The organism is Actinomadura darangshiensis (assembly GCF_004349235.1).
Lineage (GTDB): Bacteria > Actinomycetota > Actinomycetes > Streptosporangiales > Streptosporangiaceae > Spirillospora > Spirillospora darangshiensis.
In genome coordinates this window covers 1-20537 of record NZ_SMKY01000030.1, presented here as the reverse complement: position 1 = coordinate 20537, position 20537 = coordinate 1, and the positions used below count along the sequence as shown (strand labels likewise).

22 protein-coding genes are annotated in these 20537 nt (G+C 73.7%); 6 read left to right on the top strand and 16 right to left on the bottom strand.

Annotated features, from left to right (window positions below; translation table 11 throughout):
- Positions 1-59: 59 nt before the first annotated feature.
- The 5 genes from thrS to E1293_RS50675 all read right to left on the bottom strand — a co-directional run bounded on the left by thrS (position 60) and on the right by E1293_RS50675 (position 5166).
- Positions 60-2045, bottom strand: a complete 1986-nt coding sequence (gene thrS, locus E1293_RS09655; RefSeq protein WP_132196068.1) for a threonine--tRNA ligase — start codon at positions 2043-2045, stop codon at positions 60-62.
- A 295-nt stretch (positions 2046-2340) separates the two neighbouring features.
- On the bottom strand, positions 2341-3804 hold the full coding sequence (locus tag E1293_RS09650) for a sugar porter family MFS transporter (protein ID WP_132196066.1): 1464 nt from the start codon (positions 3802-3804) through the stop codon (positions 2341-2343).
- A 51-nt stretch (positions 3805-3855) separates the two neighbouring features.
- On the bottom strand, positions 3856-4488 hold the full coding sequence (locus tag E1293_RS09645; protein ID WP_132196064.1) for a class I SAM-dependent methyltransferase: 633 nt from the start codon (positions 4486-4488) through the stop codon (positions 3856-3858).
- Between the two features lie 62 nt (positions 4489-4550).
- On the bottom strand, positions 4551-5036 hold the full coding sequence (locus E1293_RS09640; RefSeq protein WP_132196062.1) for a cysteine dioxygenase: 486 nt from the start codon (positions 5034-5036) through the stop codon (positions 4551-4553).
- Between the two features lie 46 nt (positions 5037-5082).
- On the bottom strand, positions 5083-5166 hold the full coding sequence (locus E1293_RS50675; protein ID WP_424923614.1) for a putative leader peptide: 84 nt from the start codon (positions 5164-5166) through the stop codon (positions 5083-5085).
- Positions 5167-5329: 163 nt separating this feature from the next.
- Here E1293_RS50675 and E1293_RS09635 point away from each other — a divergent pair, with 163 nt between their 5' ends.
- Entirely contained in the window at positions 5330-6574 is a 1245-nt protein-coding gene (locus E1293_RS09635) for a sensor histidine kinase (protein ID WP_132196060.1), read from the top strand.
- Positions 6575-6634: 60 nt separating this feature from the next.
- Positions 6635-7273: a LuxR C-terminal-related transcriptional regulator gene (locus E1293_RS09630; RefSeq protein ID WP_243716131.1), complete on the top strand. Its 639-nt coding sequence runs from the start codon at positions 6635-6637 to the stop codon at positions 7271-7273.
- A 2-nt stretch (positions 7274-7275) separates the two neighbouring features.
- Here the strand turns inward: E1293_RS09630 and E1293_RS09625 are convergent, their stop codons facing one another.
- Together E1293_RS09625 and E1293_RS09620 are read right to left on the bottom strand one after the other, a co-directional pair.
- The gene (locus E1293_RS09625; protein ID WP_132196056.1) at positions 7276-8232 is read right to left on the bottom strand and encodes a quinone oxidoreductase family protein; all 957 of its coding nucleotides are present in this window, start codon (positions 8230-8232) and stop codon (positions 7276-7278) included.
- Between the two features lie 23 nt (positions 8233-8255).
- Complete coding sequence (locus E1293_RS09620; RefSeq protein WP_132196054.1) at positions 8256-9002, bottom strand: SDR family oxidoreductase; 747 nt, start codon at positions 9000-9002, stop codon at positions 8256-8258.
- Positions 9003-9048: 46 nt separating this feature from the next.
- Here E1293_RS09620 and E1293_RS09615 point away from each other — a divergent pair, with 46 nt between their 5' ends.
- On the top strand, positions 9049-10272 hold the full coding sequence (locus tag E1293_RS09615; RefSeq protein WP_132196052.1) for an acyl-CoA dehydrogenase family protein: 1224 nt from the start codon (positions 9049-9051) through the stop codon (positions 10270-10272).
- Positions 10269-10931: a TetR/AcrR family transcriptional regulator gene (locus E1293_RS09610; RefSeq protein WP_132196050.1), complete on the top strand. Its 663-nt coding sequence runs from the start codon at positions 10269-10271 to the stop codon at positions 10929-10931. Before E1293_RS09615 ends, E1293_RS09610 begins: the two co-directional genes overlap by 4 nt.
- An 18-nt stretch (positions 10932-10949) precedes the next feature.
- Here the strand turns inward: E1293_RS09610 and E1293_RS09605 are convergent, their stop codons facing one another.
- Entirely contained in the window at positions 10950-11969 is a 1020-nt protein-coding gene (locus E1293_RS09605; protein ID WP_243716128.1) for an ROK family transcriptional regulator, read from the bottom strand.
- Between the two features lie 73 nt (positions 11970-12042).
- Here E1293_RS09605 and E1293_RS09600 point away from each other — a divergent pair, with 73 nt between their 5' ends.
- Positions 12043-13263, top strand: a complete 1221-nt coding sequence (locus E1293_RS09600; protein WP_132196048.1) for an MFS transporter — start codon at positions 12043-12045, stop codon at positions 13261-13263.
- An 81-nt stretch (positions 13264-13344) separates the two neighbouring features.
- On the opposite strand, the gene E1293_RS09595 is transcribed toward E1293_RS09600, so the two are convergent.
- The 8 genes from E1293_RS09595 to E1293_RS09560 all read right to left on the bottom strand — a co-directional run bounded on the left by E1293_RS09595 (position 13345) and on the right by E1293_RS09560 (position 20089).
- Complete coding sequence (locus E1293_RS09595; protein WP_131761823.1) at positions 13345-13548, bottom strand: cold-shock protein; 204 nt, start codon at positions 13546-13548, stop codon at positions 13345-13347.
- 191 nt (positions 13549-13739) lie between these two features.
- On the bottom strand, positions 13740-14990 hold the full coding sequence (gene kynU, locus E1293_RS09590; protein WP_243716127.1) for a kynureninase: 1251 nt from the start codon (positions 14988-14990) through the stop codon (positions 13740-13742).
- Positions 14987-16033, bottom strand: a complete 1047-nt coding sequence (locus E1293_RS09585) for an amidohydrolase family protein (RefSeq protein ID WP_132196046.1) — start codon at positions 16031-16033, stop codon at positions 14987-14989. Before E1293_RS09585 ends, kynU begins: the two co-directional genes overlap by 4 nt.
- A gap of 10 nt (positions 16034-16043) precedes the next feature.
- Positions 16044-16616: a 3-hydroxyanthranilate 3,4-dioxygenase gene (locus tag E1293_RS09580; protein WP_132196044.1), complete on the bottom strand. Its 573-nt coding sequence runs from the start codon at positions 16614-16616 to the stop codon at positions 16044-16046.
- Positions 16613-17047 carry a RidA family protein gene (locus E1293_RS09575; protein ID WP_132196042.1) on the bottom strand — a complete coding sequence of 145 codons (435 nt, stop codon included), beginning with the start codon at positions 17045-17047 and terminating at the stop codon, positions 16613-16615. The genes E1293_RS09580 and E1293_RS09575 overlap by 4 nt, the downstream gene beginning before the upstream one ends.
- 50 nt (positions 17048-17097) lie before the next feature.
- Complete coding sequence (locus E1293_RS09570) at positions 17098-17841, bottom strand: 2-keto-4-pentenoate hydratase (RefSeq protein WP_132196040.1); 744 nt, start codon at positions 17839-17841, stop codon at positions 17098-17100.
- Entirely contained in the window at positions 17841-18641 is an 801-nt protein-coding gene (locus tag E1293_RS09565; protein ID WP_132196038.1) for a 2-keto-4-pentenoate hydratase, read from the bottom strand. The genes E1293_RS09570 and E1293_RS09565 overlap by 1 nt, the downstream gene beginning before the upstream one ends.
- Positions 18642-18652: 11 nt before the next feature.
- The gene (locus E1293_RS09560; protein ID WP_132196036.1) at positions 18653-20089 is read right to left on the bottom strand and encodes a 2-hydroxymuconic semialdehyde dehydrogenase; all 1437 of its coding nucleotides are present in this window, start codon (positions 20087-20089) and stop codon (positions 18653-18655) included.
- Positions 20090-20304: 215 nt separating this feature from the next.
- Between E1293_RS09560 and E1293_RS09555 the strand changes: the two genes are divergently transcribed.
- Positions 20305-20537 (top strand): hypothetical protein (locus E1293_RS09555; RefSeq protein WP_132196034.1); only part of this gene is annotated, 233 nt, incomplete at its 3' end.

The window sequence follows — 20537 nt, the reverse complement described above, 5'->3', positions numbered from 1 at the left end:
CGATGAGGCTACCAACTCCGGGCACCGCGCCCGCGCCGGACGGGCGCGGTGCGGCCGGGTCAGATCTGGATGCGGGCCTCGACGGCCTTGACGATCTCCTCGACCGCCTCGGCGATCGGGACGCCGTTGCGCTGCTCGCCGCTGCGGTACCGGAACGACACCGCGTCCTTGGCGACGTCGTCGTCGCCCGCGAGGAGCATGTACGGGATCTTCTGCTTCTGCGCGTTGCGGATCTTCTTCTGCATCCGGTCGGAGGAGGTGTCGACCTCGGCGCGGATGCCGTGCTCGCGCAGCTGCGCCGCGACCTTCTCCAGGTGCGGGACGTGGCCGTCGCCGATCGGGACGCCGACCGCCTGGACCGGCGCCAGCCACGGCGGCATCGCGCCCGCGTAGTGCTCCAGCAGCACGCCGAAGAACCGCTCGATCGAGCCGAACAGCGCCCGGTGCAGCATCATCGGCCGCTGCCGGGTGCCGTCGGCCGCCTGGTACTCCAGGCCGAACCGCTCCGGCTGGTTCGGGTCGACCTGGATGGTGGACAGCTGCCAGGTGCGGCCGATCGCGTCCTTGGCCTGCACGGAGATCTTGGGGCCGTAGAACGCGGCGCCGCCCGGGTCGGGGACGAGGTCGAGCCCGGTCGACTCGGCGGCCTCGCGGAGCGCGGCGGTCGCCTTCTCCCACATCTCCGCCGAGCCGATGAACTTCTCGGACTCGTCGCGGGTGGACAGCTCCAGGTAGAACTCGTTCAGGCCGTAGTCGCGCAGCAGCCCGAGGACGAAGTCGAGGAGCCGCTTGATCTCCTCGCCCATCTGGTCCTCGGTGCAGTAGATGTGCGCGTCGTCCTGGGTCATGCCGCGGACGCGGGTGAGGCCGTGCACGACGCCCGACTTCTCGAACCGGTACACCGACCCGAACTCGAACAGCCGCAGCGGCAGCTCCCGGTAGGACCGGCCGCGCGCCCGGAAGATCAGGTTGTGCATCGGGCAGTTCATCGGCTTGAGGTAGTAGTCGCCGCCGTCGACCTCCATGGCCGGGAACATGTCGTCCTTGTACCAGCCGAGGTGCCCGGAGGTCTCGAACAGGTGGCCCTTGGAGATGTGCGGGGTGTTGACGAACTCGTACCCCTCCTCCTCGTGCCGGCGGCGCGAGTAGTCCTCCATGACCTTGCGGACGGCGCCGCCCTTCGGGTGGAAGACGGCGAGGCCGCTGCCGATCTCGTTCGGGAAGGAGAACAGGTCGAGCTCGGCGCCGAGCCTGCGGTGGTCGCGCTTCTCGGCCTCCTCCAGGAACTTCAGGTACTCGTCCTGCTTGTCGCGGGACTCCCAGGCGGTGCCGTAGATCCGCTGGAGCTGCGGGTTCTTCTCGCTGCCGCGCCAGTAGGCGCCGCCGGAGCGCATCAGCTTGAACGCGGGGATGACGCGGGTGGACGGCAGGTGCGGGCCGCGGCACAGGTCCTTCCAGCGCAGCTCGCCGGACTTGGCGTCGAGATTGTCGTAGATGGTCAGCTCGCCGCCGCCGACCTCGACGCCGGCGCCGTCGGCCGCGTCCTCGACCGGGCCGGCGCCCTTCAGGCCGATCAGCTCCAGCTTGTACGGCTCGGCGGCCAGTTCCGCGCGCGCGTCGTCGTCGGAGACGGCGCGGCGGGAGAACCGCTGGCCCTGCTTGACGATCTCGCGCATCCGCTTCTCGACGCGCTTGAGGTCGTCGGGGGTGAACGGCTCGGCGACGTCGAAGTCGTAGTAGAAGCCGTTCTCCACCGGCGGGCCGATGCCGAGCTTCGCCTCGGGGAACAGCTCCTGGACGGCCTGCGCCAGCACGTGCGCCGCCGAGTGCCGCATGATCGCCCGGCCGTCGTCCGACCCGATCTCGACCGGCTCGACGGCGTCGCCGCCGCTCAGCTCCCCGGCGAGGTCGCGCAACTCGCCGTTGACGCGGGCGGCGATCACGGTGCGGCCGTCGGCCTCCAGTGCCTGCCCGGCGGTGGTGCCCGCCGGCACCGCCCGCTCGCTCCCGTCGAGGGTGATGCGCAGTTCGGACACGGTGGACACGGGTACTCCTCGCGATGATGGGTCGGGATCAGCGGGTTCCGATGCTATCGACTCGGGGTGTCCCCCGGACGCATCCGGTTCCATCGGCCGCTCCTCTCGGCTGGTGGAGGGGTCCCGCGGCGTCCCCGGACAGCGGAAGGGCCCCGGGGATCGCTCCCGGGGCCCTTCCGCGTGCAATGTCAGTGCATGCCGCAGTCGCGCCGGGAGTGACCCGGCGTCGTCGTCTCGAAGAACATGTGCGGCATGCCTCCACTGTAACCGACGGGCACGCGCGCGGCGCGCGGATTCCGCGCGGTCACGCGCGGGACCGCGGGGCGGTGAGCTCGTCCATGTCCTCCAGCTCGCGTCCCTTGGTCTCGGGGACGGCCCGGATCACGAACACGAACGCCAGCACGGAGAACAGCGTGTAGATGCCGTAGGCGAGGCCGAGGGAGAACCCGGAGATACCGGGGAACGTCGTGGTGATCACCCAGTTGGCGAGCCACTGCGCGGCGGCGGCGACGGCCAGCGCCGAGGCGCGGATGAAGTTGTTGAACATCTCGCCGAGCATCACCCACACGACCGGGCCCCAGGTCGCGGCGAAGGAGGCGACGAACACGTTGGCCGCGACGAGCGCGACGGGCCCGGCGACGCCGCCGAGGTTCGGGTCGCCGTCCACCACGGGGGCGGTGGCGAAGCAGACCGTGAGGGCGCCGAGCGAGACCGCCATCCCGGCGGCGCCGGCGAGCAGCAGCGGGCGCCGCCCGATCCGGTCCACGAGCGCGATCGCGACCAGCGTGAACGCGACGTTGACGATCGAGTTGATCACCGAGGTGAGCATCGCGTCGTCCTCGGAGAACCCGACCGCCTGCCAGAGCGAGGACGAGTAGTAGAAGATCACGTTGATGCCGACGAACTGCTGGAACACCGACAGCAGGATGCCGATCCAGACGATCGGCAGCAGCCCGAGCCGGTTGCCGCGCAGGTCGCGCAGGTGGACGGGGCGGTCCGCGGCGATCGACCGGACGATCTCGTTGATCTTGACGTCCACGTCGCCGCGGCCCATCACCCGCAGGAGCACCTGCCGGGCGCGGGCCGTCTCGTGCTTCTTCACCAGGTACCGGGGCGACTCCGGGATCGTGGTGGCGATCACCCCGTACATCACGGCGGGGATGACGCAGCTGGCGAACATCCAGCGCCACGCGCCGCCGCCCCAGGGGAACGTCCCGGTGGCGCCGCCGTCCGACACGTTGGCGATGACGTAGTCGACGACGAGGGCGGCGAAGATGCCGAGGACGATCGCCATCTGCTGCAGCGAGCCGAGCCGGCCGCGCAGCTCGGCGGGGGCGATCTCGGCGATGTAGGCGGGGGCGATCACCGAGGCGGCGCCGATCGCGACGCCGCCGACCAGCCGCCAGAGCGTCAGGTCGGCGGCGCTGAAGGCGAGGGCGGAGCCGAGCGAGCTGATCACGAACAGCGCGGAGGCGATCAGCATCACCCGGACCCGGCCGATCCGGTCGCTGATCGGCCCGGCGAACCAGGCGCCGGCGGCGCAGCCGAGCAGCGCGGCGGACACGACGAACCCGACCGCGAAGCCGCTGAGCCCGAAGGTCTCCTTGAGCGCGTCGACCGTCCCGTTGATCACCGAGGAGTCGTAGCCGAACAGGAAGCCGCCGAGGGCGGCGGCGCCCGCGAGGAGCGCCGCGACGGCCGCCGAATGCGACGGCTCGTCCCGCTCCTGGTCGCCCGCCGGTGTCGGTCCGCTACCCGGTGCAGTCATGGAGCCTGATCTTCCCCGGGGGAGGGACCTTATGCGGAGCCTTGCCTTCGGTCAGTCGCGAATTGCGATTCCGAGGACGTGCGGTGAGGCCGGGTTGCCCTTGCCGGAGTCCGGGAACTCGAAATGCCGCTCGTCCCGCACGGTGAAGCCGCTGCGGGCGATCCGCGCGTCGGTCCGGCGGGTGAGGTGGCAGCCGGCGGCGAAGAACGGCCACACCACGTCGGCGGCGCGCTGGAACCGGACCTTCCCCGGGGTGCTCCCCCGCACGTGCTCGTAGTAGCGCAGCTCACCGCCCGGCCGCAGGACGCGCCGCAGCTCGGCGAGCGCGCGGGCGGGGTCGCGGACCGAGCACAGCACGAGCGAGACCACGGCCACGTCGAACGAGGCGTCGTCGAGGTCGAGGTCCTCGGCGACGCCGGGCCGCACGGTGACGGGCACCGGGGCGCGCCCGGCGGCGTGGCCGGCCCTCGCGCGCAGCCGCGGCTCGGGCTCGACGGCGACGACCTCGGTGACCCCGGGCGGGTAGTGCGCGAAGTTGGCCCCGTAGCCGGCGCCCACCTCCAGGACCCGGCCGGACACGCCGGCGAGCAGCTCGGCGCGGTGCGCGTCGCCGCCCGCCTTGGCACAGCCGGCGTCCAGCCGCGGGTAGAGCCGGGCGAAGATCGGATGGCTCAGGTCGGTCATCTCCGCAGTGTCCGCCGCCGCGGGCGATCACCGCAAGATCGCCGCGCCCCGGCGGGGCGGGCTCACCAGTCGGCGGCCGACTCGTCGGCGAGCCGGACGAGCCCGCCGCCGGCGTCCACGTCGTACCTGCGCATCGAGGCCAGCGGCGGCGAGTACACGTGCACGCTCACGGCCGGGGCGCCGGAGGTGTTGCGCACGTCGTGGACGTAGCCGGGGCCGAACGAGCGGACCTGCCCGGGGCCGAGGTCGCGCCCGGACCGGACGTGGTGCTCCGCCAGCGTCCCGAGGGCGACCGCGAACGCGCCTGCGGAGTCGCCGTGGTCGTGGAACCCGGTGGACTGGCCGGGCAGCCAGCTGATCAGCCAGACCTCGTGGTCGGCGTCCAGGTGGACGCGCTCGTACCAGCGCCCCTCCGGGTCGAGCCGGACCCGGTGCAGCCACTCCCCCGAGGCGGCGGCGAGCTCGCGGGCCCGCTCGGCGAGGCGGGGCGGGGCGAAGGGCGCGTCCTCGGATCGGGGCGTGCCGGCGTCCGGCGTGGTGACGGTCATGCGGTCTTCTCTCCTGGCGGTGTGCGGCCGGTCGTCCTCGCTGGGTTCAGGACGGGCGGTGACACAGCGCGCTCGCCTGGCGGCGCAGGTCGACGTGCAGGCGCTCATGGCGGGTTCCGGAGATCGTCACGGGTTCAGGGTGGCCCAGATTTCCTATAAAGTCAATCGGGAATATCGATTAGCGGCCGGACCTGCCGACCGGCGCTCCCGCCCGCTCATACCAAGGGGCCGGATCACATCTCCCTCCGCAGGGTCAGTCCGTCCGGGCCCCGCGCGTTCTAGGCTCGCAGCAAATGAACGATCCACTCGTGCCCGCGGCCCGCACCCGGCTGGCCGCCGGCGTCCGCTCCGCCCTGGTGCCCGGCCCGGACGACCGGGCCGTCACGCTGCTGCCCGGCCGCCTCCTGCTGCGCGTCCCCCTCCTGGTGCTGCTCGCCGCGCTCACGATCGGCTTCACCGCGGGGTCCATCGCCATCGCGAGCCAGCAGTACCACGTCATGATGGGGCTGGCCTGGCCGCTCGGCATGCTGCAGGCGGCGCCGCTGATCTTCGCGGCCCGGTGGCCGCTCGCCGCCTGGCGGGTCGCGGCGTTCGGCCTGCTGCTCACCGTCCTCGTCCGGCAGGGCACGGGCTTCATGCCCTGGCCGGTGACCGCGATCCTGGCCCTGATCGTCATCCTGTTCTTCACCGGCGTCGGGTCGGACCGGGAGACGACCGTCGGCGTCGGCGCGGTGACCGTCGGCGGGGTGCTGGTGCCCGCGGTGCTGTTCGGGATGCCGGGCTGGTTCGGCATGATCCTCGCCGGGATCGCGGCGGTCGCGCTGACGTTCGGCGACGCGGTCGGCGGGCGGCACTCCGCCGTGGAGGAGCTGCGCCTGCGCGAGGAGCAGCACCGGGCCGACCTCGCCCGGCAGGCGGTGCTGGAGGAGCGCGCCCGCATCGCCCGCGAGCTGCACGACGTGGTCGCGCACCACATGTCGGTGATCGCGATGCAGGCGGAGGCCGCCCCCTACAAGATCCCCGAGCTGCCGGACGCCGCCCGGCAGACGTTCGGGGTCGTCCGGGACGCGGCGCGGGAGGCGCTCACCGAGACGCGCCGGGTCGTCGGGCTGCTGCGCTCGGACGACGAGGGCGCCGAGCGCGCCCCGCAGCCCGGCCTGGAGCGGCTGGACGAACTGGTCGCCGCGGCCCGCCAGTCCGGGCTGTCGGTCGCGACCGTCGTCGCCGGGATGCCGCGGCCGCTGAACACCGGGGTCGACCTGTCGGCGTACCGGATCGTCCAGGAGTCGCTGAGCAACGCGTCCCGCTACGCGCCGGGGTCGCGGGTCCACGTCGAGGTGAAGTACGGCAACGACGCGCTCGCGGTGACGGTCACCGACGACGGCGCGCGCAGCACCCCGGAGGAGTCGCAGGGCGGCGGCCACGGCCTGGTCGGGATGCGCGAGCGCGTCACGATGCTCGACGGCCGCCTCGACGCCGGCCCGAGCGGCGAGGGCTGGTCGGTCGTCGCCGAGTTGCCCTACGGCGACCCCGACTGATCGCCTGGCCCGTAGGGTTGGCTCGTGACGATTCGGGTGCTGATCGCCGACGACCAGGTGATGATCCGCGACGGGCTCGCGGCGCTGCTGTCCTCCGATCCGGGGATCGAGGTGATCGGGCAGGCCGGCAACGGCCGCGAGGCGGTGGAGATGGCCCGCCGGCTCGACCCGGACGTGGTCGTGATGGACATCCGGATGCCGGAGATGGACGGCCTCGCCGCCACCGCCGAGCTGGCCGGCGACACCGACCCGGACGCCGACCCGGTCGCCGCGCGGCCGAAGGTGCTGGTCCTCACGACGTTCGACCTGGACGAGTACGTCTACGAGGCGCTCGGCGCGGGGGCCAGCGGGTTCCTGCTGAAGGACGCCTCGGCCGCCGACCTGGTGAGCGGCGTGCGGGTGGTGGCGGCGGGCGACGCGCTGCTCGCCCCGTCCATCACCCGGCGGCTGATCGGCGACTTCGCGCGGCGGCGCCGGCACCAGCGGCCGAGCCCGAAGGCGACCGCCGGCCTGACGCCGCGCGAGCTGGACGTGCTGCGGCTCATCGCGCGCGGCCTGTCCAACGCCGAGATCGCCGACGAGCTGGTGCTGGCCGAGCAGACCGTCAAGACGCACGTGGGCCACGTGCTGACCAAGCTCGCCCTGCGCGACCGCACCCAGGCCGTCGTGTACGCCTACGAGAACGGCCTCGTCGGCTAGCGCTACCGCGCCGGGTCGAGGACGAGCTTGCCCGTCGTGCGGCGGGCGCGCAGGTCCTCGTGCGCCTGCCGCACCTCGGAGAGGCCGTACTCGCCGCCGCCGATGACGCGGAGCCGGCCGGCCGCGGCGAGGCCGAACAGCTCGTCCAGGGCCTCGCGCATCACGTTGCCGGGCAGCTGGAAGACGTGCGCCAGCCACATGCCCGCGATCGTGGTGGAGTGCGCCATCAGGTTGGCGGGCCGGACGGGCGCCGGCTCCTGCCGCGACGCCATCCCGTAGAAGGCGAGCCGCCCGAACGGCGCGAGCGCGTGCAGGCTCTGGTCGGTGACCGTGCCGCCCGTCATCTCCAGGACGGTGTCGACGCGCTTGCCGCCGTTGGCGTCGATGAGCGCGTCCTTGAGGTCGGGCTCGTTCGCGTCGATCGCGGCGTCGGCGCCGAGTTCGAGGGCGAGGTCGCGCTTGTCCTTGGACGAGGCGGTGGCGATGACCCGCCCGGCGCCCCAGGCCTTGGCGAGCTGGACGGCGAGCGTCCCGACCCCGCCGGCGGCGGCGTGCACGACGACCGACTCGCCGGGCGCCAGGTGGACGCTGCGGCGCAGCAGCACCCACGCCGACGCGCCCTGGATGATCATGCCGAGGGCGGTGACGTCGTCGATGGCGTCCGGGACGTCCCAGGCCAGGGCCTCGGGCGCGACGGCCTTCTCGGCGTAGCCGCCGGTGCCGACGAGCGCGACGACGCGGCGGCCGTCCGCTGCCGTGCCGGCGACCTCGCCGCCCGGCACCATCGGCAGTGTCGACTCCGACAGGTAGCTGTTCTCGGCCTGGTGGGTGTCGGCGTAGTTGATGCCAGCCCGCGAGACGTCGATGAGCAGGTGCCCCGGCCCGGCGACGGGGTCGGGCAGCTCGGTGACGTTCAGGACCTCGGGCCCGCCGAACTCGGTGATCTGGATCGCGCGCATGACTCTCCTGTCGGTGGTGGGACTCAGCGGGGGCCGGGGACGCCGCGGAACCGGAACGGCTCGGACGGGCGGCCCGGCACGACGTACCAGGCCTCGCCGGCGCCGTCCGCGTCCAGGATCCGCATGAACGCATCGACGACGTCGTCCACGTTGAGGATCGGGAAGCCGGTCTCCTCCAGCTGCGCCTTCATGGGAGTGAGGATGTCGGTGTCGGCGAAGGACGGGCACAGCGCGTTCACACGGACGCCCTCCTCGGCGAACGTGGCGCCGAGGGCGCGGACGAGGCCGACGACGGCCGCCTTGTTCGCGCCGTAGACCGGGTCGAACGGCGTCGCGGTGAGCGCCGCCATGCTGGCGGTGGCGACGATGTCGCCGCCGCCGCGGGCGCGCAGCGCGGGCAGTGCGGCGTGCGCGCCGAACACGACGCCGTCGAGGTTGATGCCCATGGCCCGCCGGTAGGCGGCGAGGTCGAAGTCGTCGCCCACTCCCCCGCCGCCGGCGACGCCGGCGTTCAGGAACGCCACGTCGAGGCCGCCGAAGCGGTCGACGGCGGTGGCGACGGCGGCCTCGCTCTCGGCGGGCTCGCGGACGTCGCAGCGGACGAACGCCCCGTCCAGCTCCTTGGCGAGCGCGTCCCCCGCTTCGGCGTCGACGTCGGCGAGGACGACGCGGGCGCCGGCGCGGGCCAGGCGGCGCGCCACCGCGGCGCCGATGCCGTTGGATCCGCCCGTGATCAGCGCGACCTTGCCGGTGCCGTCGAAGGCTGCCATGGGGACTCCCTCCCAAAGTAACTGACTCGTCAGTTACTCTAGCGGAATGGACTTCGGTTTGAGCGAGCGGGCCCGCGACCACCACGGCCGCCTCCAGGACTTCATGGACTCCCACGTCTACCCGGCCGAGCCGGTCTACGCGGCCCAGCGGGCGGAGCTGCGCGCGGCGGGCCGCGAGCACCACGTCCCCCAGGTCGTCGAGGACCTCAAGGTTGAGGCGCGCAAGCGCGGCCTCTGGAACCTGTTCCTACCCGGCAGCGACGACCCGGCACACGGCCTCAGCGTCACCGACTACGCCTCCCTCGCCGAGGTCACGGGACGCTCCCCCAGCCTCGCGCCCGAGGCCACCAACTGCGCCGCGCCCGACACCGGGAACATGGAGGTCCTGCACCTGTTCGGCACGCCCGAGCAGAAGGAGCGGTGGCTCGCCCCGCTGCTGGACGGCGAGATCCGCAGCGCGTTCGCGATGACCGAGCCGGACGTCGCGAGCTCCGACGCCACCAACATCTCCACCCGCATCGAGCGGGACGGCGACCACTACGTCATCAACGGGCGCAAGTGGTGGATCAGCGGCTCCGCCGACCCGCGCTGCAAGATCATGATCGTGATGGGCAAGACCGACCCGGAGGGGCACCCGTACCGGCAGCAGTCGATGGTGCTGGTGCCGCTCGACGCGCCGGGCGTGGAGGTCGTCCGGGCGCTGCCCGTGTTCGGCTACCAGGACCAGCACGGCCACTGCGAGATCACCTTCACCGACGTCCGCGTCCCGGTGGAGAACCTCGTCGGCGAGGAGGGCGGCGGCTTCGCCATCGCGCAGGCCCGGCTCGGCCCCGGCCGCATCCACCACTGCATGCGCGCCGTCGGGATGGCGGAGCGGGCGCTGGAGCTGATGTGCGAGCGCGCGGTGTCCCGCGTGGCGTTCGGCGGGCCGCTCGCCAAGCAGGGCGTCGTCCGCGAGCAGATCGCCGAGTCGCGGATGGCGATCGAGCAGGCCCGGCTGCTGACGCTGAAGACCGCCTGGCTGATCGACAAGCACGGCGTCCAGGCCGCCCGGTCCGAGGTCGCGGCGATCAAGGTGATCGCGCCGCGGGTCGCGCTGGACGTCGTCGACAAGGCCATCCAGATGCACGGCGGCGCCGGCGTCAGCGACGACACCCCGCTCGCCGCGATGTGGGCGGGCCTGCGCACGCTGCGCCTGGCGGACGGTCCCGACGAGGTGCACGTGCGGTCCGTGGCCCGCGCCGAGCTGGGCAAGTACCTCGGCAGATGACCAGCGGCACGGGGGAGGCCGCGGGGGTGCGGCGGCGCATGCCGCACGCCCGGCGGCGCGAGCAGCTGCTCCAGGTGGCACTCGCCGAGTTCGGCCGGCGCGGCTACCACCTGACGCAGATGGAGCACGTGGCGGCCGCGGCGCAGGTGTCCAAGGCGCTGCTGTACCAGCACTTCACCTCCAAGGAGGAGCTGTTCGCCGAGGTCACCGAGGCGATCGTCGGCGAGCTGACCGGCCGGCTGAACGAGGCCGTGCTCGCCGCGCACGGCTCGGCCGACGGCATCCGGGCGATGATCCGGGTGCTGTTCGGCTACGCCACCGAGGAGCCGGACGCGTGGGCGCTGGTCGTCCGGCACCTCGACAAGCCCGAGGTGGGGCTGGAGCTGCAGGAGCTGCGCGACCGGCTCGGCACCGCGTTCGCCGACCTGCTGCTGCGCCGCCGCCGCGCCGACCCGGCGCTGTCGCCCGCCGCGCTCGCGGTGAACGAGCGGCGGGCGCGGCTGCTCGTCCCGCTGATGTACGGGTCGATGCTGTCGATCGTGTCGTGGTGGCTGGAGCATCCGGACACGCCGCGCGAGCGCGCGGAGCAGATGGCGGTGGAGTTCATCTGGCTCGGCCTCGACCGGCTGCGCTCCGGTGAGCGGCTGCCGAAGGAGTAGGCCGGGCGGCGGCGCGGCCTAGCCGAAGACGTCGTCGCGGACGAGGTCGAGGGCGGTCAGCACCGCGCCGCGCAGCACGGAGTCGCCCTCGACCCGGCTCGCCCGCACCTGCGCGGCGGCCGGGCTGAGGGCGCCGAGCCGCTCGGCGACGAGCCCGGCGAGCCGGTCGCCGCCCGCCCGGCCGAGGGCGCCGCCGAGCACGACGAGCCCCGGGTCCAGGACGGCGACGAGCACGAACACGGCCTCGGCGATGCGCGCGGCGAAGACCTCGTCGTCGAGGCCCGCCACGGCCCGCTCCTCCAGCAGGTCGCAGAAGATCGCCTTGCCGGACCGCAGCGGCCCCACCTCGCCGGCGCCGCCGGACGCACCGCGGCGCAGCCGGCCGTCCAGGACGAGCGCGGCGCCGACGCCGTCGTCCAGCCACAGCAGCGCGAAGTCGTCGCGGCCGGCCGCCGCGCCTTCGCGGTGCTCGGCGATGGCGCCCAGGTTCACCTCGTTCTCCAGCCGGACCGGCGCGCCGAGCCGGTCCTGGAGGGCCGCGCCGAGGTCGGGCCGCCCGCCGGGGACGCCGCCGTCGCCGGCGAGACCGGTGCGCGGGTCGATCAGGCCGGGGGTGCCGAGCACCACCGTGTGGAGCGCGCGGCCGCCCGCCGCCCTGGCGACCTCCGCCGCGACGAGGGCGGCGAGATCGGGGGCCGCGGGCAGCGGGCGGGACGCCGTCCCCACCGGGTTCCCAGCGATGTCGGCGACGCCGACGTGCACGGCGTCGCGGCGCAGGTCCACCCCGGCGACGTGCGCGCGGTCCGCGACGAGGCCGTAGAGGCGGGCGTTCGGGCCGCGCCGGTCGGCGCCGGTCTCCCCCGCGGCCTCGATCAGCCCGCCGGCGCGCAGCCGCTCGATGAGGTCGGCCACGGTCGGCCGGGACAGCCCGGTCAGCGTCCGCAGCTGCGGCGCGGTGAGCGGGCCCCGCTCCAGCAGCAGGTCGAGCGCGAGCCGGTCGTTGATCGCGCGGGCCATCGTGGGGTCGGCGGTCTTCACGCCCCCATCGTAGTAGGCAGGGCGCCTGCCTAATTCGCTTTTAATCAGGAAGGCTGCCTGTTAGTTTCTCGCCATGACCTCTCGCCCATCCGGAGGGACGACCCCCCGGCCCCCCTGGCAAACGCCTGAGTACCGCGCCATCGCGGTCGTCTTCGTCCTCCACGGCGCTGTGGCCGGCACCCTCGCGACCCGCATCCCGTGGATCCAGGACCGGCTCGGCCTCTCCCCCGCCGTCCTCGGATTCGCGCTGCTGTGCCCGTCCATCGGCGCGTTCACCGCCATGCCGACCGCGAGCCGCCTCGCGCACCGGATCGGCGAGCGGCGCGCCACCCGCCTCCTCATCGCGCTGTGGTGCGGCGCCATCGCGCTGCCCGCGCTCGCCCCCGCACCCGTCTTCTTGTTCGCGGCGATGCTGCTGTTCGGCGCGACCGCCGGGATGTCCGACGTGGTCATGAACGCGCACGCGGTGTCGGTGGAGCGGCACCTGCGGCGGTCGGTCATGTCCGGCCTGCACGGGCTGTGGTGCGTCGGCAGCCTCGTCGCCGGCGGCATCGGCATCCTCGCCGCGCACGCGCGGGTCGACGCACGGCTGCACCTCGGGCTGGTCGCCGCCGTCCTGCTGGCGGCGGGCGCCGCGGCGGGACGGGGGCTGCTGCACGTCCGCCCGGCCCCCGAAGCCCCCGCGCCGCGCCGGTTCGCGCTGCCCACGAAGGCCGTCCTCGGCATCGGCCTGGTCGGGTTCTGCGCGACATTCGCCGAGGGCGCGAGCGCCGACTGGACGGCCGTCTACCTCACCGAGGTCGGGGACGCGGGGCCGGGACTGGCCGCCGCCAGCTACACGATCTTCATGTCGTGCATGGCGGGCACCCGGCTGGCCGGCGACCGGCTGGTCCGGCGGCTCGGCCCGGACCGCGTCGTCCGGTGCGGAGGCGTGGTCGCGGTCCTCGGCGGGGTGCTGGTCGTGGCGTCCCGCGCGCCGTGGCCGGCCATCGCGGGGTTCGCGCTGCTCGGCGTCGGGGTGGCGACGGTCGTGCCGCTGGTGTTCGCGGCGGCCGGCGACCTCGGCGCCACGCCCGGCGAGGGCGTGGCGGGCGTCGCCACGATCACCTACCTGTCCGGGCTGACGGCGCCGGCCGTCACCGGCTGGACCGCCGGGGCGCTGTCCTACCCGGCCGCGTTCGGGCTGATCACGTGCGTGGTCGCGGTGATGACCGTGACGGCCGGTGCGCTGCGCCCGCGCGGCGGCGGGACGTCCGCGCCCGCGTCCGAGCCCGCCGAGGGAGCGCTGCGCTAGGCACCGCGGCGACGGGCGCCGGGCACGCGAAAGGCCGGGGACGGTGAACGTCCCCGGCCTGTCACGAGCTACGGCGAGGCCTTAGAGCGGGTAGACGCCCTCGGCCTGCGGGCCCTTCTGGCCCTGGGTGATCTCGAACCCGACGCGCTGGTTCTCGTCGAGGCTGCGGTAGCCGCTGGAGGAGATCGCCGAGTAGTGGACGAACACGTCCGGGCCGCCGCCGTCGGGCGCGATGAACCCGAAGCCCTTCTCAGCGTTGAACCACTTCACGGTGCCTTCGGCCATGGTCTTTCCCTTCCGGGTAGAACTCACCGGCCCGCCGGGCGGCGGACCGGGCTGCAGCGGACTCATCTCACGTCCGCCGGTGACCCGGAGAAAACGTTTCGAGACTGCCTGGCGGCGGCCGGCCGGGCCGACGCCATCGTGCAACGCCCACGAACTTACCCGATACGGCGCCGTTCCGGGCACCGACACTCCTAGACAAGATCTCCGATGGCCGCCGCGGCGCGGTGGCAGTCATGGAACGTGCAGTACAGCGGCACGGGCGCGAGCCTGACGATGTCGGGTTCACGGGCGTCGGCGATGACGCCGGACGTCGCGGCGAGGCGCCGGACGAGCCCGCCCGCGTCCGCCACCCGAAGCGACAGCTGGGTGCCGCGCGCCGCCGGGTCGGCCGGGGTGATGATCCCGGCGCCGGTCCCGGCGAGCCTGGACGCCAGGTAGCCGGTGAGGCGCTCGCTCTTGGCGCGCAGGGCGTCCATCCCGACCCGGTCGAAGATCTCCAGGGAGGCCAGGACGGGGGCGAGCGCCATGATCGGCGGGTTGGACAGCTGCCAGGCGTCGGCCGACGCGGGCGGCGCGATCTCGGGGTCCATCCGGAACCGGACGGACGGGTCGGTGCCCCACCAGCCCGACAGCTTCGGCACCGAGGCGTCGCGGACGTGCCGCTCGTGCACGAAGCAGCCGGCGACCGCGCCCGGCCCGCCGTTCAGGTACTTATAGGTGCACCAGGCGGCGAAGTCGGCGTCCCAGTCGTGCAGCCGCAGCGGGACGTTCCCGGCGGCGTGCGCGAGGTCCCAGCCGACGACGGCGCCGGCGGCCCGGCCCGCCTTGGTGATCGCCGGCATGTCCATCAGCTGGCCGGTCAGGTAGTTGACGCCGCCGAGCATGACCAGCGCGACCGTGTCGCCCTCGCGTTCCAGGCGGCCGAGGACGTCCTCGGTGCGCAGGTGGTGCTCGCCGTCGCGGGGCCTGAGCCGCACGACCGTCTCGGCCGGGTCGAGCCCGTGGTGGACGGCCTGGCTCGCGACCGCGTACGCGTCGGACGGGAACGCCGCGTCCTCGATGAGGATGCGGGTGCGCGTCCCGGCGGGCCGGTAGAAGCTCGCCATCATCAGGTGCAGGTTGACGGTCAGCGAGTTCATCGCGACGACCTCGTGCGGCCGCGCGCCGACGAGCCGGGCGGCGGGCTCGCGGAGCAGCTCGTGGTAGTCCACCCACGGCCGGCGGCCCTGCGTGTGGGCTTCGACCGCGAGCCGCGCCCAGTCGTCCAGCTCCTCGCGCAGCCGTCCCGCGACGCTCCGGGGCTGGAGGCCGAGGGAGTTGCCGGCGAAGTACGCGGCCTCCCCGTAGCGCCCGCCCGGCGCGGGCGGGACGAGGAACTCACCGCGCAGCGTGGGCAGCGGGTCGGTCTCGTCGAGCCGCCGCGCCTCGTCCTCCAGGCTCACTGCTTCCTTCCTTCGGTGGTCACGAGGTCCTGCGCGGGCGCGAAGAACGCCTCCGCGTTGCCGCCGAGCAGGCGGGCCCGGTCGGCGTCGTCCAGGCCGGGGCACGCCCGGATCGTCGCGCCCGGCTCCTGCTCGCCGAGCGGGAACGGGTAGTCGGTGCCGAGCATGACCCGTCCGGTGCCCATGACGTCCACGAGCAGCCGGAGCGCGCGCGGGTCGAACACGGCCGAGTCGACGTGGAACCGGCCCACGTACTCCGACGGCGGCCGCGGCGAGTCGGCGCGGACGATGTCGCGGCGGCGCCAGGCGTTGTCGGCCCGGCCGAGCAGGAACGCGAAGCTGCCGCCGCCGTGGCAGAAGCACAGCCGCAGGGACTCCGGGATGCGCTCGAACGCGCCCGACAGCATCAGCCCGAGGATGCTCAGCTGCGTCTCGGCGGGCATCCCGGACAGCCACGGCAGCATGTGCCCGCGCATCCGGTCGGCGCCGAGCATGTCCCACGGGTGCGCCAGGACGGGCAGGCCGAGGCCGGCGCAGTGCGCGAGGAACGCGGTGATGCCCTCGTCGTCGAGGTTGCGGTCGCCGACGTGGTTGCCGATGTGGACGCCGCGGTGCCCGGCCGCCGCCGCGCGCGTGGCGACCTCGCACGCGAGCCCCGGGTCCTGGAGCGGGACCTGGCACAGCGGCAGCAGCCGGTCGGGCGCGTCCGCGCACAGGACGAGGATGCGGTCGTTGACCAGGTCGCACCAGTCGGCGGCGCGGGACGGCTCGGCCGCGTACCCGAACATCAGCGGGGTGGACGAGACGGCCTGCACGCCGACCCCGGCGGCGTCCATGTCGGCGATGCGGCGCGCCGGGTCCCAGAGCGCCTCGCCGACCGGCCGGTACTCGTCGTCGCCGCTCATCATCATCCCGGTGCCGCCGCCGTCGACGCGCAGCCACGGCGCGCCGGTGTCGGTGAGCAGCCGGGCCTCGGCCTTGGCGATCCGCGGGAAGACGTGCGCGTGGACGTCGACGACCCGCGTCGATGCCCGGCCGGACACGGATGCTCCCTCAGACACGGGGGGCCGTCGTGGGGGTCATCGTCTGCGGCCACTTCTTGCCCGGGTGGACGGCGCCGCAGTTCGGGCACTTGCGGTCACCGCCGTAGAAGCCCTCGAAGGCGGGCGGCAGGTCGTCCACGATCGAGCGGACCTGCAGCTCGGCGCGGTGGACGAGGTGGTGGCACTCGGTGCAGTACCACTCGAACGCCTCCCTCAGCCCCTCCGGCCGCGGGATCTCCACGACGAGGCCGATGGACCCGGGCTCCGGCCGCTGCGGCGAGTGCCGGACGTGCGGCGGCAGCAGGAAGACGTCGCCCTCGTTGATCTGCAGATCCGCCGGCGGGCGGCCCTCCTCCTCCATGACGCGCAGGACCATGTTGCCCTTGAGCTGGTAGAAGAACTCCTCGGTCGGGTCGTCGTGGAAGTCGGTGCGCTGGTTCGGGCCGCCGACCACCATGATGATCAGCCCGGCCTCGTCGAACACCTGGACGTTGCCGACCGGCGGCTTCAGCAGGTCGCGGTGCTCGTCGATCCAGGCCTCGAAGTTGAACGGCCGTCCGAACGACGGCTGCGGCAGGGTCATGTTCCGGCCTCCTCGTTCTCTGCGGGTAGGTGGGCGACGCACGAGATCTCGATGAGCAGGTGCGGGTGCGGGAGCTGGTGGACGGCGACGGTCGTGCGGGCCGGGCCGGTCTCGTCGAAGAACTCCCCGTAGACCTCGTTGTAGCCGCCGAAGTCGTTCATGCTCACCAGGTAGGTGGTGACGTTCACGACGTCGGCCAGCCCTCCGCCCGCGGCCTCCAGCAGATCGCGCACGTTCTCGATGACGGCGCGGGTCTGCTCCCGGATGTCGAGGTCGGTGACGCCCATCGCGTCGGCCGACGCGCCGGCGAACGTCCCGTCCGGGCGGCGCGAGCTCGTCCCGGACACGAACACGAGGTCGCCGGCGCGCTTGACGTGCGGGAACCGGCCGCGCGGCTCGGCCTTGCCCTCGACCAGGATCGCGTCGCTCATGCCTGCACTCGGTGGGGGGCCGACCCCCCACGCCCCCCGGTTCGCTCCGCTCATGTCGTCACCTCCACGCTGCCGAGACCGGCGCCGGTGACGCGGACGTGCGCGTCCTTCGGCAGCGGGACCGCGGCCGTCGCCGCACCGGCCAGCACGATCCAGCCGGGTTCGAGCTTCATCCCGGCGCCGAGCGCGAGCCGGGCCGCCGCCCGCAGCGACCGCGCCGGGTCGCCGAGGATCGCGGCGGACGAGCCCGTCTGGACGGGCCGCCCGTCGATCTCCAGGAGCAGCCCCACGTTGGACAGGTCGCGCGGCGGGTGCCAGGCCCCGACTCCGAACCGGGCGGCGGAGGCGTTGTCGGCGATGACGTCCGGGAGCGTGAACTTGAAGTCGGCGTAGCGGGAGTCGAGCACCTCGTACCCGACCGCGACGCCGGCCACGGCCGACTCGGCCTCGGCGGCGGAGCGGACCTCCCGGCCGATCAGGTAGGCGATCTCCGGTTCGACGCGCGGATGGATGAGGCGGGAGACGTCCACCGACGACTCGGCCAGCATCCGGTCGGTGAGCAGCCCCCAGATGACGTCGTCGACGCCCATCTGGACCATCTTTGCGCGGCTGGTGAAGCCCATCTTCACACCGGCGAGGCGCTCGCCGCGGCGGCGGCGCCGCTCGATCCCGGCGCGCTGCACCGCGTAGGCGGCCGCGACGTCGAACGGCGTCCTCTCGGTGAGCTTCGGGATCGCCCGCACGTCGCGGGCGGCCTCGTCCAGCGTCGTCGCGAGCGCGTGCACGTCCACCATCAGGACTCCTCCTCGCTTGACTCGGCACGGCCGAAGGCGACGCGCACGTCGCCGAGCCCGTCGATGCGGGCCTCGAACACGTCGCCGGGCGCGGCCGGGACGACCGGGCCGAGCGCGCCGGTCAGCACGGTGTCGCCGGCGCGCAGCGGGCGGCCGACGCGGACGAGGGTGTCGGCGAGCCACAGCGCCGCGTTCAGCGGATGGCCGAGGCACGCGGCGCCGTTCCCGGTCGAGACCTGCTCGCCGCGGCGCTCCATCACCATCCCGCACAGGCGCAGGTCGACGTCCTTGAGCGGGACGGGGCGGCTGCCGAGCGCGTACATGCCGGACGAGGCGTTGTCGGCGACCGTGTCGGCGAGCGTGATGTCCCAGTCGCGGACGCGGCTGCCGACGACCTCGATGGCGGGCAGCGCGAACGCGGCCGCGCGGATGACGTCGGCGACGGTGTGCCGCTCGTGCGTCAGGTCGCGATCGAGCACGAGGGCGACCTCGGCCTCGGCGCGCGGCTGCAGCACGGCGCCGGCGGGGATCTCGTCCCCGTCCGGGACGGCCATGTCGGCGAACAGCATCCCGAAGTCGGGGGTGCCCACGCCGATCTGCCGCTGGACGGCCCGCGACGTCAGGCCGATCTTGCGTCCGGCGAGGCGGCGGCCCTCCCCCAGCCAGCGCTCGGTCAGCAGGTCCTGGACGGCGTAGGCGTCGTCCGCCGTCGCGATCAGGTCGCGGACGGGCTCGCACGGCGTGCCGTCCGCGTAGGCGCCGAGCAGCCGTTCGGCGGCGTCGTCGATGTTGGTGGTCACTGGGCTCGCTCTCAGATCTGGATGCAGACGTTGACGGGTTCGGAGAAGAAGTCCAAGGAGTACTCTCCCCCTTCCCTGCCGATCCCGGACGCCTTGACGCCGCCGAACGGGGTGCGCAGGTCGCGGAGGTTCCAGCAGTTCACCCAGACGATCCCCGTCTCGACGCGCGGCGCGACCCGGTGCGCCCTCGACAGGTCCCGCGTCCACACGGTGGAGGCGAGGCCGTAGGGGCTGTCGTTGGCGAGTTCGAGGGCCTCGTCCTCGGTGTCGAACGGGGCGACGTGGCAGACTGGCCCGAAGATCTCCTCCTTCACCGTGCGGGCCGTTTCGGGGAGGCCGGTGAGGACGGTCGGCTCGACGTGGAAGCCGCCGTCCCGCGCGTCGCCGAAGGCCGGCGCGCCGCCGCCGGCGACGACCGTGGCGCCCTCCTCCCCGGCGAGCCGGTAGTAGGACATGACCTTGTCGCGGTGCTCGGCCGAGATCATCGGCCCGTAGCCGTCGAGGGCCCTCGCGCGCTCCCCGAGCCTGGCGGCGAACTCCTCGAAGACCGGGCGCTCGACGTACACGCGCTCGGTGCACAGGCAGATCTGGCCGGAGTGGGTGAAGGACGAGCGGACCGTCCCGTCCACGGCGGCGTCGAGGTCGGCGTCGGCGAAGACGAGCGCCGGGTTCTTGCCGCCCAGCTCGAACGAGACGGGCGTGACGTGGTCGGCGGCGTTGCGCATGATCGCGGCGCCGGTGGCCGACTCGCCGGTGAACGCGATGGCGTCCACGCCCGGATGGCCGGTGAGGAACTCGCCCGCCGCGCCCGCGCCGTGGCCGTGCACCAGGTTGAACACGCCGTCCGGAAGGCCGGCGTCGTCGATCACCCGGGCGAGCAGCGTCGCGGTGGACGGCGTCTCCTCCGACGGCTTGACCACCACGGTGTTGCCGGCGGCGAGCGCCGGGGCGATCTTCCACGTCGACAGCAGCAGCGGCAGGTTCCATGGCGAGATGATCGCCACCACGCCGAGCGGGCGGCGCACGGTGTAGTTGAGCGCCTCGCCCGTCCCGGCGCTCCATCCCGGGACGCGTGTCGTGTAGGCCCGTTCGGGGCGTCCGTACAGCAGGTCGGCGTAGGCGCGGAAGTTGCCGACGGCGCGCGGCACGTCGACGGTCTCGGCGAAGGCCCGGGACCGGCCGGTGTCGGCGACCTCTGCCGCAACGAACTCCTCGAACCGCGCCTGGACGCCGTCGGCGACGCGCCTGAGCGCGGCGGCCCGCTCCTCGGCGCTCGCCGTCCCCCAGGGGCCCTTCATCGCGGCCCGCGCCGCGGTCACGGCGTCGTCGACGGCCTCGCGGGTGCCCTCGGGGACGGTGCCCAGCTCGGAGCCGTCGGCGGGCGCGATGAGCGGAAAGGCGGGCCCGTCCGAGCGGAAGACCCCGCCGACATAGTGCTCGGCCTTCATTGGCGTTCCTCCCGTGCGGTTCGGCACTGTCGATCCTCCGCCCCGGAAGCTATGCCTGGCAAATACCAAATCCCCCGTCCGATATGACGGAACGGTCATATCTCGGGGAGCGCGGCCCATGGCCGGATACGGACAAGATCGCGGGCTTGCCGGGGACCATGATCCATGTCACTTTGATCTTGTGATCGCCGGTGATCTTCGGGAGGCCCGCAGTCATGACCCGCGGCACCGGCCCGCTCGACCCGCCCCCGTTCCTCCGTCTCGACCCGCCCGAACTCGACGGCGGTGACCTCGTCGTCCGCGCGCGGCCGGCGGAGTCCCGAGCGCGGACCCGCAGCAGCCCGTCGGCACCCCTCGCCTACCTCTACGAGACCCCGAACGAGCACGAGCCCGAGCGCACGCTGAGGCTCGCGGCCGGCCACTACGACAGGGCGACCCTGACCTGGTC